The 13,613-nt window shown below is 66.3% G+C and carries 13 protein-coding genes; 9 read left to right on the top strand and 4 right to left on the bottom strand.

Translation table 11 applies throughout. The annotated features are described in order from the left end of the window. Positions 1 to 97 precede the first annotated feature (97 nt). The 4 genes from dapA (at position 98) to prfB (ending at position 5,183) form a co-directional block, all read left to right on the top strand. The gene (gene dapA / locus ACOZBP_RS03070; protein WP_422674986.1) at positions 98 to 982 is read left to right on the top strand and encodes a 4-hydroxy-tetrahydrodipicolinate synthase; all 885 of its coding nucleotides are present in this window, start codon (positions 98 to 100) and stop codon (positions 980 to 982) included. After that, positions 982 to 1,449, top strand: a complete 468-nt coding sequence (gene smpB / locus ACOZBP_RS03065) for an SsrA-binding protein SmpB (protein ID WP_422674985.1) — start codon at positions 982 to 984, stop codon at positions 1,447 to 1,449. Before dapA ends, smpB begins: the two co-directional genes overlap by 1 nt. Before the next feature lie 103 nt (positions 1,450 to 1,552). Further along, a complete protein-coding gene (locus ACOZBP_RS03060; protein WP_422675480.1) occupies positions 1,553 to 3,937 on the top strand; it encodes a penicillin-binding protein 1A in 2,385 nt (794 codons plus the stop codon). A gap of 129 nt (positions 3,938 to 4,066) precedes the next feature. After that, a protein-coding gene (gene prfB, locus ACOZBP_RS03055) for a peptide chain release factor 2 (protein WP_422674984.1) occupies positions 4,067 to 5,183 on the top strand; the annotation gives its coding sequence in 2 pieces (ribosomal slippage) (positions 4,067 to 4,135 and positions 4,137 to 5,183; 1,116 coding nt in all). A 50-nt stretch (positions 5,184 to 5,233) separates the two neighbouring features. On the opposite strand, the gene ACOZBP_RS03050 is transcribed toward prfB, so the two are convergent. From ACOZBP_RS03050 to tyrS, 3 genes are all read right to left on the bottom strand, one after another. Continuing rightward, positions 5,234 to 5,806 (bottom strand): bactofilin family protein, encoded by a 573-nt coding sequence (locus ACOZBP_RS03050; RefSeq protein ID WP_422674983.1) that lies wholly within the window; start codon positions 5,804 to 5,806, stop codon positions 5,234 to 5,236. Between the two features lie 123 nt (positions 5,807 to 5,929). Beyond that, positions 5,930 to 6,397 carry a peroxiredoxin gene (locus ACOZBP_RS03045; protein ID WP_422674982.1) on the bottom strand — a complete coding sequence of 156 codons (468 nt, stop codon included), beginning with the start codon at positions 6,395 to 6,397 and terminating at the stop codon, positions 5,930 to 5,932. 136 nt (positions 6,398 to 6,533) lie between these two features. Further along, positions 6,534 to 7,790: a tyrosine--tRNA ligase gene (tyrS, locus tag ACOZBP_RS03040; RefSeq protein ID WP_422674981.1), complete on the bottom strand. Its 1,257-nt coding sequence runs from the start codon at positions 7,788 to 7,790 to the stop codon at positions 6,534 to 6,536. 183 nt (positions 7,791 to 7,973) lie between these two features. Between tyrS and ACOZBP_RS03035 the strand changes: the two genes are divergently transcribed. From ACOZBP_RS03035 to ACOZBP_RS03025, 3 genes are all read left to right on the top strand, one after another. Next, on the top strand, positions 7,974 to 9,113 hold the full coding sequence (locus tag ACOZBP_RS03035; protein ID WP_422674980.1) for an anhydro-N-acetylmuramic acid kinase: 1,140 nt from the start codon (positions 7,974 to 7,976) through the stop codon (positions 9,111 to 9,113). After that, complete coding sequence (locus tag ACOZBP_RS03030; protein ID WP_422674979.1) at positions 9,110 to 10,069, top strand: DMT family transporter; 960 nt, start codon at positions 9,110 to 9,112, stop codon at positions 10,067 to 10,069. The genes ACOZBP_RS03035 and ACOZBP_RS03030 overlap by 4 nt, the downstream gene beginning before the upstream one ends. 144 nt (positions 10,070 to 10,213) lie before the next feature. Next, positions 10,214 to 11,191: a TerC family protein gene (locus ACOZBP_RS03025; RefSeq protein WP_422674978.1), complete on the top strand. Its 978-nt coding sequence runs from the start codon at positions 10,214 to 10,216 to the stop codon at positions 11,189 to 11,191. Positions 11,192 to 11,195: 4 nt separating this feature from the next. Here ACOZBP_RS03025 and ACOZBP_RS03020 read toward each other — a convergent pair whose 3' ends face one another. Further along, positions 11,196 to 11,846, bottom strand: a complete 651-nt coding sequence (locus tag ACOZBP_RS03020; protein ID WP_422674977.1) for an alpha/beta hydrolase — start codon at positions 11,844 to 11,846, stop codon at positions 11,196 to 11,198. A gap of 161 nt (positions 11,847 to 12,007) precedes the next feature. Here ACOZBP_RS03020 and ACOZBP_RS03015 point away from each other — a divergent pair, with 161 nt between their 5' ends. Together ACOZBP_RS03015 and ACOZBP_RS03010 are read left to right on the top strand one after the other, a co-directional pair. After that, on the top strand, positions 12,008 to 12,478 hold the full coding sequence (locus ACOZBP_RS03015; RefSeq protein ID WP_422674976.1) for an Rrf2 family transcriptional regulator: 471 nt from the start codon (positions 12,008 to 12,010) through the stop codon (positions 12,476 to 12,478). Next, positions 12,475 to 13,611, top strand: a complete 1,137-nt coding sequence (locus ACOZBP_RS03010; protein WP_422674975.1) for a cysteine desulfurase family protein — start codon at positions 12,475 to 12,477, stop codon at positions 13,609 to 13,611. Before ACOZBP_RS03015 ends, ACOZBP_RS03010 begins: the two co-directional genes overlap by 4 nt. Positions 13,612 to 13,613 lie beyond the last annotated feature (2 nt).

Below are 13,613 nucleotides of genomic sequence, written 5' to 3'. Positions count from 1 at the left end.
CATCACTGGTTGCGGCCGAGCGGCGAGCAACCTACGCTCCCTGCCTCTTCAAAAGGGCGGCAAGCCGCCCGAAACACCGCGCAGGTATCTTGTTCCTATGACCGCCCCCTTGTTCAAGGGCGTGATCACCGCCTTGATCACACCTCTTCGTGACGGAAACGTGGACGAAGGGGCATTTGAAAAACTTCTGGAACGCCAGATCGCCGCAGGCGTCCATGGCGTCGTCCCTGTTGGAACGACCGGGGAAAGCGCCACGCTGCGAATGGACGAGCACAAGCGCGTCATCGAGCAGTGCGTGAACATTGCGGCGGGCCGCGTGCGCGTGATCGCCGGGGCCGGTTCGAACGCCACGCATGAGGCCATCGAACTGTCGGCCTTCGCCAAGGAGGTCGGCGCCGACGCGACCCTGGTGGTGACGCCCTATTACAACAAGCCTTCTCAAGAAGGCATGATCGCCCACTTCGAGGCGATTTCCGACGCCGTGCAGATTCCGATGCTGCTCTACAACGTGCCGGGCCGGTGCGGCGTCGATCTGTGCAATGAGGCGGTGGCGCATCTGGCGCGCAACCCCAACATCGTCGGCATCAAGGACGCGACCAGCGACATCTCGCGCGTCAGCTGGATGCGCAGCCACATCAGCGAGCCCTTCGATCTGATCAGCGGCGATGACGCCACATGGCTGGGCTATGCCGCCAGCGGCGGCGTGGGTGTGATCTCGGTCACCTCGAACGTCGCGCCGGAAGCCATGGTCGCCATGTATGACGCGGTCGCCGCCGGCGACTACGCCACGGCGCGGGCTTGGCAGGACCGACTGATCGACCTGCACAAGGGGTTGTTCCTCGACAATTCGCCGTCGCCGGCCAAGTACGCCCTGGCCCGGCTGGGGCTGTGCAGCGAGGAGGTTCGCCTGCCGCTGTCCCTGACCCGTGACGCCGTCAAACCTCAGATCGACCAGGCCATGGCGGAAGCCGGGGTCATCTGATGTCGACGGAAACGCCCAGGAAGGTGATCGCCGAGAACCGGCGTGCGCGCTTCGACTATTTCCTTGAGGACTATATCGAGGCCGGGATCCAGTTGCTGGGGACCGAGATCAAGGCGCTGCGCGACGGACGGGCCAATATCGCCGAAAGCTACGCGGCGGTGGAGGGGCGAGAGATCGTCCTGATCAACTCTGACATCCCGCCCTACAAGCAGGCCAACCGCTTCAATCACGAGCCGCGCCGTCACCGGAAACTGCTGCTGCACCGCAAGCAGATCGACAAGCTGATCGGCGCCGTCCAGCGCGACGGGCGGACCATCATTCCGGTGCGCCTGTACCTGAACGAAAGAGGCAAGGCCAAGCTCGAGATCGCTCTGGCCAAGGGCAAGAAGCTGCACGACAAGCGCGAGGCCTCGGCCGAGCGCGACTGGCAGCGCGACAAGGCCCGTTTGCTGCGCGACAAGGGTTGAGTTTGCGGTTCCGCTTTGCGGCGCGGGCGACGCGCGATAAACGACAATTCCTGGGGCGCGTCTTGCGGAGTTCACGGTGAAGATAGCCGAACGCTGGTTCGTTATGGCAGGCGTCGCCTTGCTGGGCGGCATCGCTGTGGCCGGGCTGGTCGTGGCTATCTATGCGGCCTGGGTCCTGCACGACATGCCGGATGCGTCCGAGCTGGCGGACTATCGTCCGGCGACGGCGACGCGCGTCTTCGCCGGCGACGGCACCCTGATCGGGGAGTTCTCAGACGAACGACGCATCTACGTCACCTATGACCAGGTGCCGGAGCAGGTGGTCCACGCCTTCCTGGCCGCCGAAGACAGTCATTTCTTCCAGCACGGCGGCATCGACGTGTCCGGCATCGGCCGGGCCATGTTCAAGAACGTGTTCAACGTCCTGTCGGGACGGCGGCTTGAGGGCGGGTCTACTATCACCCAGCAGGTGGCCAAGAATGTCCTGCTGACCAACGAATCCAGCCTGAACCGCAAGCTGAAGGAGGCCATCCTTTCCAGCCGTCTGGAAGCGACCCTGACCAAGGAACAGATCCTCGAACTGTATCTGAACGAGATCTACCTGGGCTATCGCTCCTACGGCGTGGCCTCGGCGGCCTACAACTATTTCGGCAAGTCGCTGAACCAGCTGACCCCGGACGAGGCGGCCTTCCTGGCAGCCCTGCCCAAGGGGCCGAACAACTACAATCCGAAACGCCATCCGGGCGCCGCCAAGGGGCGTCGCGACTGGGTTCTGGGCGAGATGGCCGATAACAAATGGCTGACGCAGGAGGAGCTTGCGACGGCTCTGGCCCGTCCGCTGAACACCCGCGCCGCCCCGCGGCGGGCCGAATACGCCGACGCCGACTTCTTCGTCGAGGAAGCCCGCCGTCGCGCCATTGGCCTGTTCGGTCAGGAAGAGGTCAACCGCGGCGGCTACTACATGCGCACAACGCTGGATCCGAAACTCCAGTCGGCCGCGCGGGACGCCCTGATGAACGGGCTGGAGCGCTATGACCGCCGTCACGGCTGGCGCGGCGCCTGGGGCACGACCGATTTCGCTGAGGGCTGGCAGGCCGATGCACTGAAGAAGAACACGCCGCCCGAGCGCCGCACCTGGCAGCCTGCCGCCGTTGAAAGCGTCAGCGGAAATAATGTGCGTATCCGCACAGCTCGCGATGATCGCACCGGCTCACTGATCGTGTCCGACGCGGCCTGGGCCAACGCCAATCGTCCTCTGAAGCGGGGCGATCTGATCTTCGTGGAGCCGCAGGGCGGCCAGTTCGGCCTGAAACAGGTCCCCGCCGTGAACGGCGCTCTGGTGGCCATCGAACCCCAGTCAGGGCGCGTCCTGGCCATGGTAGGCGGCTATTCCTACGCCCTGTCCAGCTTCAACCGCGCAACCCAGGCCAAGCGCCAGCCGGGCTCGGCCTACAAGCCTTTCGTCTATGCGGCGGCGTTGGAAGGCGATTTCAACCCGGCCAGCATCGTTCTGGATGCGCCGATCAGCTTCCCCGGCGGGGCCAATGGCGGCCGCTGGACGCCTGAAAACTATAGTCGCCAGTACTACGGTCCCCAGACCCTGCGTCGTGGGCTGGAGCTGTCGCGCAACGTCATGACTGTGCGTCTGGCCCAGGCGGTCGGCATGAAGAATGTGGTGGATCTGTCCAGGAAGATGGGCGTGGTCGATGATATGTCGCCGAACCTGGCCATGTCGCTGGGGGCGGGGGAAACTACTCCCTATCGCATCACCGCCGCCTACGCCGCCTTCGTCAATGGCGGTCGCAGGGTCGATCCCTATCTGATCGAGATGGTTCAGGACCGGAACGGCCAGACCATTCACCGGGCCGACCGACGACAGTGCCGGGACTGCACGCGTGGTTTCAGCGGCCAGGAATCGCCGCGCCTTCAAGATCGCGGGACCCAGGTCATTGACCCGATCACCGCCTATCAGATGAGTTCGATGCTGGAAGGCGTCATCCAGCGCGGCACCGGAGCCAGCGCTCGCGGTCTGGGTCGCTGGGTCGGCGGCAAGACCGGCACCACCAATGAGTATCGTTCGGCCTGGTTCGTCGGATTCTCCAGCGACATCGTGGTCGGCGTCTTCGTCGGCTTTGACGACAACCGGTCGCTGGGCGGGGGCGAGGCCGGGGCGGCGACCGCCGTGCCGATCTTCACCGACTTCATGACGGTCGCGCTGAAGGAACGCCCGGCGCGACCCTTTGTAAGACCCAAGAACGCTGTCTTCCGGACGGTCAACGGCATCGAGGAAGCCTTCCGTCCCGGCACCGAGCGTCAGATCCGCGAGGAGGCGCCGCGTCCTGTCCAGCCTGTCGGGCCCCAGAACTATAACGACGTGATCCGTCGCGAGCAGGAGGCGGCGCAGGCCCCGGCTGCGGCCCCGCCCGCCGCCGTAGCGCCGCCGCCGCCGAAGAAGCAGCCGGCCGAGGACTTGAGCGGACTCTACTGAGGCTCTAGGTAGACCCACCAACCGGCGCGCCTGTCCGCAGGCGCGCCGGTTTTTCATCTTGCTTTCCCTATCGGCCCGCACGCGGTGCGGACCTGCTTGAGGGAAGGTGTTTGTTCGCAGGAGATTGCGATGAGACCGGATGTCGAGGCCATGAAGGCTGACATCGAGCAGAGCGCCGCTCTGCTCAGGAGGCGTCTTTGACTGGGATGTCTCGCTTCGAAAACTGGATGAGCTGAACGCTCGGGTCGAAGATCCGACCCTTTGGGACAACCCGGAACAGGCCCAGGCCGTCAGCCGTGACCGTTCGCGTCTGGAAGCCCAGATCAACAGCGTCCGCGAACTGGAAAGTGCGCTGGAAGAAGGCGTGATGTTGGCCGAGATGGCCGACGAGGAGGGCGACGAGGCCACCCTCGAAGAGGCTCGTGAACAGCTGCGCGCCGTCAAGGAACGCGCCGCGCGCGCCGAACTGGAAGCCCTGCTGTCCGGCGAGGCCGACGGCAACGACGCCTATCTGGAAGTGAACTCCGGCGCCGGCGGCACCGAGTCCAACGACTGGGCCGGCATGTTGCTGCGGATGTACTCGCGCTGGGCCAAGGCCCACGGCTACGAGGTCACGATCGAGGCCCACGAAGAGGGCGAGCAGGCCGGGGTCAAGTCGGCCACCATCCTGATCGAGGGACCGAACGCCTATGGCTGGCTGAAGTCGGAATCGGGCGTGCACCGACTGGTCCGAATCAGCCCCTATGACGCGGCGGCCAAGCGGCACACTTCGTTCGCCTCCATCGGCGTTTCGCCGGTTGTCGATGACACGATCGAGATCGACATCAACCCGTCCGACGTGCGGACCGACACCTATCGCGCTTCGGGCGCGGGCGGTCAGCACATCAACAAGACGGACTCGGCCGTGCGCCTGACCCACATGCCGACCAATACCGTGGTCGCGTGTCAGGCCGGTCGTTCGCAGCACCAGAACCGCGATATGGCGTGGAAGATGCTGCGTGCGCGCCTTTACGAACTGGAACTGCAGAAGCGTGAGGCGGCGGCTCAGGCTCTTGCGGACGCCAAGACGGATATCGGTTGGGGTCACCAGATCCGATCCTACGTCCTGCAGCCGTATCAGATGGTCAAGGACCTTCGCACCGAAGTCGAAACCTCGGATACGCAAGGGGTTCTGGACGGCGATCTGGACGCCTTCATGGGCGCGGCGCTGGCGGCACGCGTGGGTGAGACCCGCGACGGGAACTAAAAAAGGGGCGGCCTGCGGGCCGCCCCTTTTCATTTTGCGTGCGCCGCCAATCAGGCGGCGGGCTTGGCTTCCGCCTTGTCGGCCTTGGGCGCGGCGAGAGCGGCGGGTTTTTCCGGAGCGTCGAGCATGGAGGCGCCGGGTGTGTCGCGCTTGGCCTGAGTGCAGCGGCCTTGGAACCAGGCGCCCTGTTCGATCGACAGCTGTTCCTGAGTTATGTCGCCTTCGATGCGGGCGGTGGCGAACAGCTTGACCTGCTTGGCGACGATGGCGCCTGAGACGCGGCCGCGCACGTCCAGAACATCGGCGTGAACCGTGCCCTCGACCGAGCCGCCTTCACCGATGGTGACGCGGACGACGCGGATGTCGCCCTTCAGTGACCCATCGACCTGAAGTTCTCCGGCGCCCGAGATATTGCCCTCGTATTTCACACCGGCCGACAACGTCGACAGGCTGGTCGAACGCGAGGCGGCCGCCGGGCGCGCGGCTTCCGGCGCGCGCGACGAAACAGAAGGCGCCGCCGAAGGCGTCGAGGCGGGGGTCGGCTCCGGCGCAGGCGGGATGCTCATTCCGCCGGATGGGCCGTTGGAAGGACCGTTGTCGAACGGCTTGCTCTTGTTGAACATGGTGCTCTCCGCATCTCGCCAGCAAGGCCGGCCTAATCCTACTAATAGCCCCTTGGGCAGCAGTTAGGGTCAGGTCGGCGACAGAGGCAAGCTTGGCCTGAGAAGCATTACGCCTAACGCTGATCAGAGGGATCGAGCGGCGTCCAGCACCTGTTCGGCGTGTCCCTTGACCTTGACACTGCGCCAGGCGCGGCGGACCACGCCTGCGCCGTCGATCAGGAAGGTGGCGCGTTCGACGCCCATGTACTCGCGGCCATAGAGCTTCTTCATGACCCAGGTTCCGTAGGCCTCGCAGACCACGCCGTCCTCGTCGGAGCCGAGGATGACCTTGAGGTCGTGCTTGGCCTTGAAGCGGTCCAGCTTCTTCGCCGCGTCGCGCGAGACGCCGATGACGACGGTGTTGGCGGCGGCGAACTGATCGGCCAAGGCCGAGAAATCCAGACCCTCGGTCGTGCAGCCGGGGGTGTCGGCCTTGGGATAGAAGTAGAGAACGACCGACTTGCCCTTGAGGTCGGCCAGCGTGACGCGGCCGTCGCCGTCGGTGGCGAGATCGAACGCGGGGGCGGCTTGGTTTTCGGTGATCTCGACCATCTTAATCTCCGCTCATCCCGGCGGACGCCGGGACTCAGTGAGAGCCGCGGCGTCGCCGGTTGAGTGATTTGCAGTGAACCAACCGCTGCGGTTGAAGCCAAAGCACTGGATCCCGGCGTCCGCCGGGATGAGCGAGTTAGATGGGACGCACCAGGACGATTTTCTTCTTGCCGGCGGCCAGCTTGAACACGCCGTCAGCATTGACGTCGGTGTCTTCGATCAGGCGCGCGCCGTCAGCGACAGCTTCGTCGTTCAGACGCAGGCCGCCGCCCTGGGCCAGGCGACGAGCCTCGCCGTTGGAGGTGCTGAGGCCGGCCTTGGTGACCACGGCGGCGATCATGGCGCCGACCACTTCGTCGCGCGGCAGCTCGACAGTGGGCAGGTCGGCCGAGAGCTGGCCCTTCTCGAAGGCGGCCTCGGCGGCGGCGCGAGCGGCGTGGGCGGCCTCCGATCCGTGCAGCATGGAGGTCGCGGCGTCGGCCAGGGCCTTCTTGGCCTCGTTGATGCCGGCGCCTTCCATGGCTTCGTAGAGCGCGATCTGGTCCAGCGGCAGGTCGGTGAACAGGCGCATGAAGCGACCGACGTCGGCGTCCTCGGCGTTGCGCCAGAACTGCCAGTAGTCGTAGGGGCTGAGCTGCTCGGCGTTCAGCCAGATCGCGCCCTGGGCCGTCTTGCCCATCTTGCCGCCCGAGGCTGTGGTCAGAAGGGGGGTGGTCAGGCCGAAGGAGGCCTTCTGATCCACGCGGCGCACCAGATCGACGCCCGAGGTGATGTTGCCCCACTGGTCCGAGCCGCCCATTTGCAGCGTCACGTTCAGCGAGCGGTTCAGCTCCAGGAAGTCCACCGACTGCATCAGCATGTAGTTGAACTCGAGGAAGGTCATCGGCTGCTCGCGCTCAAGGCGCAGCTTGACCGAGTCGAAGCTCAGCATGCGGTTGATGGTGAAATGCGTGCCGTAGTCGCGCAGGAACTCGACGTAGCCGAACTTGGACAGCCAGTCGTTGTTGTCGACCATGACGGCGTCGGACGGGCCGTCGCCGAAGGTCAGGAACTTCTCGAACACGGTCTTGATCGAGGCGATGTTGGCCTGGATCGTCTCGTCGGTCAGTTGCGGGCGCGAGGCGTCCTTGCCGGTGGGGTCGCCGACCTTGGTCGTGCCGCCGCCCATGAGGACGACGGGCTTGTGCCCGGCCTGCTGCAGACGGCGCAGCATCATGATCTGGATCAGGCTGCCGACGTGAAGGGAAGGGGCCGTGGCGTCGAAGCCGATGTAGGCCGTCACGATCCCGCTCGAGGCGGCCTCGTCCAGCTCCGCCGGGTGGGTCACCTGGTGGATATAGCCGCGCGATTGCAGGGTCTTGAGAAAGTCGGACTTGAAGGCTTGGTCGGTCATGGACGGCTCCGTAGCAGGGATGCCGGCGGCCGTCTTCCTTACCGAGGAAGTCGCACCGCCAGCGAAGGCGGCACGAGATCGCGGCCGCTCGCTAGCTCAGCGAACGGTAATACAGGCCGGAAAGGGCGCGGGCGGCGATCATTCCCCTAGCTACGGCGTGCCTCACATGGCAGTCAACCCGGCATGACGACCTCCTCGACAAAGACCCTCCGCGTGCTCGGTTTCATGACCGGCACCTCGCTCGACGCCGTGGACATGGCGGTGATCGAAACCGACGGCGAAAACATCGTCAGCTTCGGCCCGGCGGGCGAGATGAAGCTGGACGCCGAGACGCGCGCCATCGTCGAGGACGCCATTGAGGACGCCCTGGACTGGGAGCGTGACGAGGAAGAGCCCGACAGTTTCGAGGACGCCCGCATGGCGGTGGCCGACGCCCATCTGGCGGCAGCGCTCAGCTTCATGGCGGTCAATGGGGTGAAGGCCAGCGGGCTTGATATTGTCGGGGTGCACGGTCAGACGGTCTTGCACGAGGCGCCGACGCCGGACCTGCCTGGCCGGACGGTGCAACTGATCGACGCCTTAAGCGTGGCTGAGGGCCTGGGCGTGCGCACGGCCTATGATTTCCGCAGCGCGGACGTGGCTGCGGGCGGGCAGGGGGCGCCGCTGGCCCCGGTCTATCACGCGGCCCTGGTACGCAAGGCGGGCCTCAGCGGGCCGGTCGCCGTGCTGAACCTGGGCGGAGTGGGGAACATCACATTGGTCCGCGCGGATGGCGGGCTGGAGGCCTTCGACACCGGTCCGGCCAACGGCATGGTTGACCTGCTGGTCCAGTCGCGCGGCAAGAGGCGCATGGACGAGGGCGGCAAGCTGGCGGCGGCGGGGACCGTCGATCAGGCCGTGCTGGCTGCCTATCTGGCGCATCCCTATTTTGCGGCGACGGGGCCGAAGTCGCTGGATCGGTTTGATTTCTCGCTGGACCCGGTGGCGGGCCTGTCGCTGGAAGACGCGGCGGCGACGCTGACGGCCTTTGCCGCTGAGGCGGCGGCGCTGGGCGTGGCGCGCTGTTCGGAACGGCCGACCAAGGTCGTGGCCTGCGGCGGCGGACGGCATAATCCGGTCCTGCTGGCGGCGATCCGCGAGCGCGCGGGCGTGCCGGTGACGACCGCCGAGAACGAGGGCTGGCGCGGCGACAGCATTGAGGCCGAAGCCTTCGCCTTCCTGGCGGCGCGCTGCCTGCTGGGCCTGCCGATCAGCTTCCCCGGCACGACGGGCGTGGCCGAACCCCTGACCGGCGGCCGCATCGTGGAGCCGGGCGAACAGTGAGCCTGCTGCAATCCCAGCGCTTCTGGGGTGTCGCCAGCGGCTGCGCGGCCGGAGCCATGTGGGGGCTGGTCTTCCTGGCGCCCAAGATCGCGCCCGAAGCCTCGCCGTTGATGCTCACGGCAGGGCGCTACCTTGCTTATGGACTGATTGCAGCCCTGCTGATCGCCCCGCGTTGGCGGCGGGTCACGGCGGCGTTGGACTGGAAGGCCTGGCGGGCGCTGGCCTGGCTGAGCCTGGCCGGGAACATCATCTATTTCGTCTTCCTGGTGGTCAGCGTGCATTTTGCGGGCGTCGGGGCGTCGGCTCTGATCGTCGGCATGGTGCCGGTCGTGGTGGCGCTGTGGGGCATGAAGGACAAGGACGCGCCGCCGCTGTCGCGCGTGGCGCCGCCGATCGCGGTGGCCGCCCTGGCGGTCGGCCTGATCGGCTGGGAATCCATGAGCCAGGGCGGCGGGGTGGGCCACGACGGGGCTCAGATCCTGATGGGTCTGGGCTGTGCTCTGGCGGCTCTGCTGTCGTGGTCCGCCTTTGCCGTGGGCAACAGCCGATGGATGGGCCGTCTGCCCGATGTGTCGCCCCATGACTGGTCGCTGCTGACCGGGGTGGTGACAGGCGGGTTCGCCCTGTTGCTGGCGGTCCCGGCGGTGCTGACCATGGGCGTCTGGCCGAGCGAGGCCTGGGTGCGGCTGATCGGGGTCAGCCTCGCCGTCGCCGTCTTCGCCTCCATTATCGGCAACGCCTTCTGGAACCAGGCCAGTCGCCTCCTGCCCCTGACCATGCTGGGCCAGATGATTGTGTCCGAGACCCTGTTCGCCTTCCTCTACGGCTTCCTGTGGGAGGGGCGCGGGCCGACTGTGATCGAGATCGTCGCCATGAGCCTGATGGTCGTCAGCGTCGTCTGGTGCGTTCGCGCACACCGATCCTCAGCCTTCGCGGCGGCGGAAGGCGAACATTAGGTCGCAGTTGAGGCGCTGAACGCCCTCGCCGGTTTGGCGTTGTTCCCTCAGCGGACCGGGCCCCTCTGGCGGCGCAGGTCGTGATGTCGGGCCGCGCCGGTTGTCCGTTCGGGCGTCGGCGACACATAGGGTCCAGAGGCGCGAATGGAGTTCCTGGCGGTCGAGTGGATGGGCAAGCCCGCCTGGATGTGGGCGGGCTTTCTGGCGGTCGTGGTGGGCTTGCTGGCCTTCGATCTGGGCGTCCTGCATCGCAAGGCGCATGAGATCGAGGTACGGGAAAGCCTGCTGCTGTCCGGCTTCTATATCGCTGTGGCCCTGCTGTTCGGAGCCTGGGTCTGGGTGCGGCTGGGGTCGGACAGCGGCTTGGACTACCTGACGGGATTCGCCATCGAGAAGAGCCTGGCGATGGACAACGTCTTCGTGATCGCCATGATCTTCAGCGCCTTCGGCATTCCGCGCCTGCATCAGCACCGAGTTCTGTTCTGGGGCGTTCTGGGCGTTATCGTTCTGCGAGCCGTGATGATTGCAGCGGGGGCGGCCCTGGTCAGTCGCTATGAGTGGGCCCTGTATGTCTTTGCCGCCTTCCTGATCTTCACCGGAGGCCGGATGATCGCAACCAGCCCCAAGGAGGAGGCGGCGACGGGACAAGGTCTCGTCAAATGGCTGAGGCGGCATGTGCCCGTGACAGAGGACCTGCACGGGGCGCAGTTCTTCGTGCGGGAGCCCAATGCGGCGGGGCGATGGGTCTGGCACGCCACGCCACTGTTCCTGGCCCTGGTGACGATCGAGTTCGCCGATGTGATCTTCGCCGTGGATTCGGTGCCGGCCATCTTCGCCATCACGACCGACCCCTACATCGTCTACACGTCCAACATCTTCGCCATTCTCGGGCTGAGGGCGCTGTATTTCGCGCTGGCGGCGGTGATCCACCGCTTCGCCTATCTGAAACAGGCGCTGGCGATCCTGCTGGTCTTCATCGGGGGGAAGGTCATCGCCGCGCCGCTGATGGGGCTGGAGAAGTTTCCGCCGGCGATCTCGCTCGGCGTGACGGCCGCCATCCTGGCCGCGGGCATCCTGTGGTCGATGTGGAAGACCCGGGCCGAAACCCGGGTCGACACATGAGGCCTTAGGCCGGGTTTTCTTCCAGACGCTTGTCCAGATAGGCCCCGACGCGACGCTCGACCGCGCCGATATGGTCCTGCCAGAAGTGGCTCGCGCCCTCTTCCAGTTCGTAGTCGATGACGATGCCCTTCTGGGTGCGCAGCTTGTTGACCACGCGTTCGACCTCGACCGGCGGCACCACGGTGTCGTTGGTGCCGTGCAGGAACAGGCCGGAGGCCGGGCAGGGGGCCAGGAAGCTGAAGTCGTACATGTTCGAGGGCGGCGACACCGAGATGAAGCCGTCCGTCTCGGGGCGGCGCATCAGCAGTTGCATACCGATATAGGCGCCGAACTGATAGCCGGCGACCCAGGTCTGGGTGGCGGCGGGGTTGTTGGACTGCAGCCAGTCGAGAGCGGTGGCGGCGTCGGCCAGCTCGCCGATGCCGCTGTCGAACTCGCCCTGCGACTTGCCGACGCCGCGCGAGTTGTAGCGCAGGGTGGCGAACCCACGCTGGACGAACAACTGGTGCAGGGTCACCGCCACCGGGTTGTTCATGTGCCCCCCCGCCTTGGGGTGCGGATGCAGGATCAGGGCGATCGGCGCGTTCGGGCGCTTGCCGGGCGAATAGCGGCCTTCGATGCGGCCCGAGGCGCCGGGAAGAATGACTTCAGGCATGGATCAGCGGAATCCTGTCTTCAACTGTCGTTTCGCGGGCGGACAATACTTGACCAACGCAGTAGGACTTTCTAAGTCCGCCCTGCGCGGCGCACTTGTCTGCGAGGGCGCGGGTTCTAACACATGAGCCCCGAAAAGCGTGATATTTTTGAGGGCTTTTGATGCGCCTGTCGACAAAGGGACGATACGCCGTAATGGCGATGGCCGATCTGGCGCGCAACGGCGCGGACCGGGCGGTGTCGCTGGCCGAGATCGCGACGCGTCAGGAAATCTCTCTCAGCTATCTGGAACAGCTATTTGCGCGGCTGCGCAAAAGTGGTCTGGTCAAGAGCGTGCGCGGTCCCGGCGGCGGCTATCGTCTGGCGCGCGAGGCGCATGAGACGGCCGTGGCCGAGATTGTTCTGGCGGTAGACGAACCCATCCGCGCCACCCGTTGCGTCGGCGCTGGTTCGCCCAAGGGCTGCATGATCAAGGGCGAACGCTGCATCACCCACCACCTGTGGGAAGATCTGGGCCAGGAAATCCATCGCTATCTCGCCAGCGTCAGTCTGGAAGACGTGATCCAGAACCGCACAGGTCAGGCGCGCATGGGGGCTGTGTCGGCTGCGGCGGGCATGGAGGCGGCGGCGTGAGCATCTACCTCGACTACAACGCCTCGGGTCTGGTGCGTCCCGAAGTGCAGGAAATCATGGCCAGGGCTCTGGCCGACAACGGCAATCCGTCGGCGGTTCACGCCGCCGGTCGCCGGGCGCGGGCGCGGGTCGAGACGGCGCGAGCTCAGGTGGCCGAACTGGTCGGAGCCGATCCGACCGCCGTGGTCTTTTCCTCGGGCGGGACGGAATCCAATGCTCAGGCCGTTGTCAGCGCTCTGGCGGGGGGCTGTGAGCGGCTGATCGTCGGCGCAACCGAGCATCCTTGCGTGGCCGAGGCGGCGTCGGCGTCGGGTGCGCCGGTTGAGGTGCTGCCTGTCGATACGCACGGCGTGGTCGATCTGGCCTGTCTGGCCGAGGCGCTGGCGCGCCCGGGCCGGGCCGTGGTCGCCATCCACCATGCGAACAACGAAAGCGGCGTCATCCAGCCCATCGCCGAAGCGGCGGCTCTGGTGCGCGCGGCGGGCGGCTGGCTGCACGTCGACGCCATCCAGTCGGCGGGCAAGGTGCCGGTCGACATGCGGGCGCTGGATGCGGACAGCCTGACCCTGTCGGCGCACAAGCTGGGCGGACCGCAGGGCGTGGGCGCTCTGGTGCTCAAGGAAGGCGTCGCCGCCGTGCGTATCCTGCATGGCGCGGGTCAGGAGCGCGGCCTGCGCGCCGGGACCGAGAACGTGCCGGGCATCACCGGATTTGGAGCCGCGGCGGATTGCGCCGCGCGCGATCTGGATGCGGCCATGGCGCACGCCGTCTGGCGCGATGCGGCCGAGGCCAAGGTCAAGGCGGCGGGCGCGACCATCATCGGCGGCGCGGCTCCGCGTCTGCCCAACACCCTGTTCATGGCCGTCGAGGGCTGGGACAGCCCGCAGCAGCTGATCACGCTGGATCTGGTCGGGGTCATGGTCTCGGCCGGCTCGGCCTGTTCGTCGGGCAAGGTGAAGCCGTCGAAGGCGATCAGCGCCATGGGCCTGGACCATCTGGCGACCGGGGGCGTGCGCGTTTCCGGCGGCTGGGGCACGACGCAAGGCGACTGGGATCGGTTCGCCGAGGCCTGGGTCACGGCCTGGAACAAGCATCAAGCGCGCCTGTCTGAGCGTGTGAAGGAAGTCGCGTAAGT

Source organism: Brevundimonas sp. NPDC058933 (assembly GCF_049315965.1).
Taxonomy (GTDB): Bacteria; Pseudomonadota; Alphaproteobacteria; order Caulobacterales; family Caulobacteraceae; genus Brevundimonas.
This window is presented reverse-complemented; position numbering and strand designations above follow the sequence as displayed.

What these genes read in the sequence shown, in the direction of transcription:
- dapA (WP_422674986.1), top strand. Translation starts at nt 98, where the DNA reads ATGACCGCCCCCTTGTTCAAGGGCGTGATCACCGCCTTGATCACACCT.
- smpB (WP_422674985.1), top strand. Translation starts at nt 982, where the DNA reads ATGTCGACGGAAACGCCCAGGAAGGTGATCGCCGAGAACCGGCGTGCG.
- ACOZBP_RS03060 (WP_422675480.1), top strand. Translation starts at nt 1,553, where the DNA reads ATGGCAGGCGTCGCCTTGCTGGGCGGCATCGCTGTGGCCGGGCTGGTC.
- ACOZBP_RS03050 (WP_422674983.1), bottom strand. Translation starts at nt 5,806, where the DNA reads ATGTTCAACAAGAGCAAGCCGTTCGACAACGGTCCTTCCAACGGCCCA.
- ACOZBP_RS03045 (WP_422674982.1), bottom strand. Translation starts at nt 6,397, where the DNA reads ATGGTCGAGATCACCGAAAACCAAGCCGCCCCCGCGTTCGATCTCGCC.
- tyrS (WP_422674981.1), bottom strand. Translation starts at nt 7,790, where the DNA reads ATGACCGACCAAGCCTTCAAGTCCGACTTTCTCAAGACCCTGCAATCG.
- ACOZBP_RS03035 (WP_422674980.1), top strand. Translation starts at nt 7,974, where the DNA reads ATGACGACCTCCTCGACAAAGACCCTCCGCGTGCTCGGTTTCATGACC.
- ACOZBP_RS03025 (WP_422674978.1), top strand. Translation starts at nt 10,214, where the DNA reads ATGGAGTTCCTGGCGGTCGAGTGGATGGGCAAGCCCGCCTGGATGTGG.
- ACOZBP_RS03020 (WP_422674977.1), bottom strand. Translation starts at nt 11,846, where the DNA reads ATGCCTGAAGTCATTCTTCCCGGCGCCTCGGGCCGCATCGAAGGCCGC.
- ACOZBP_RS03015 (WP_422674976.1), top strand. Translation starts at nt 12,008, where the DNA reads ATGCGCCTGTCGACAAAGGGACGATACGCCGTAATGGCGATGGCCGAT.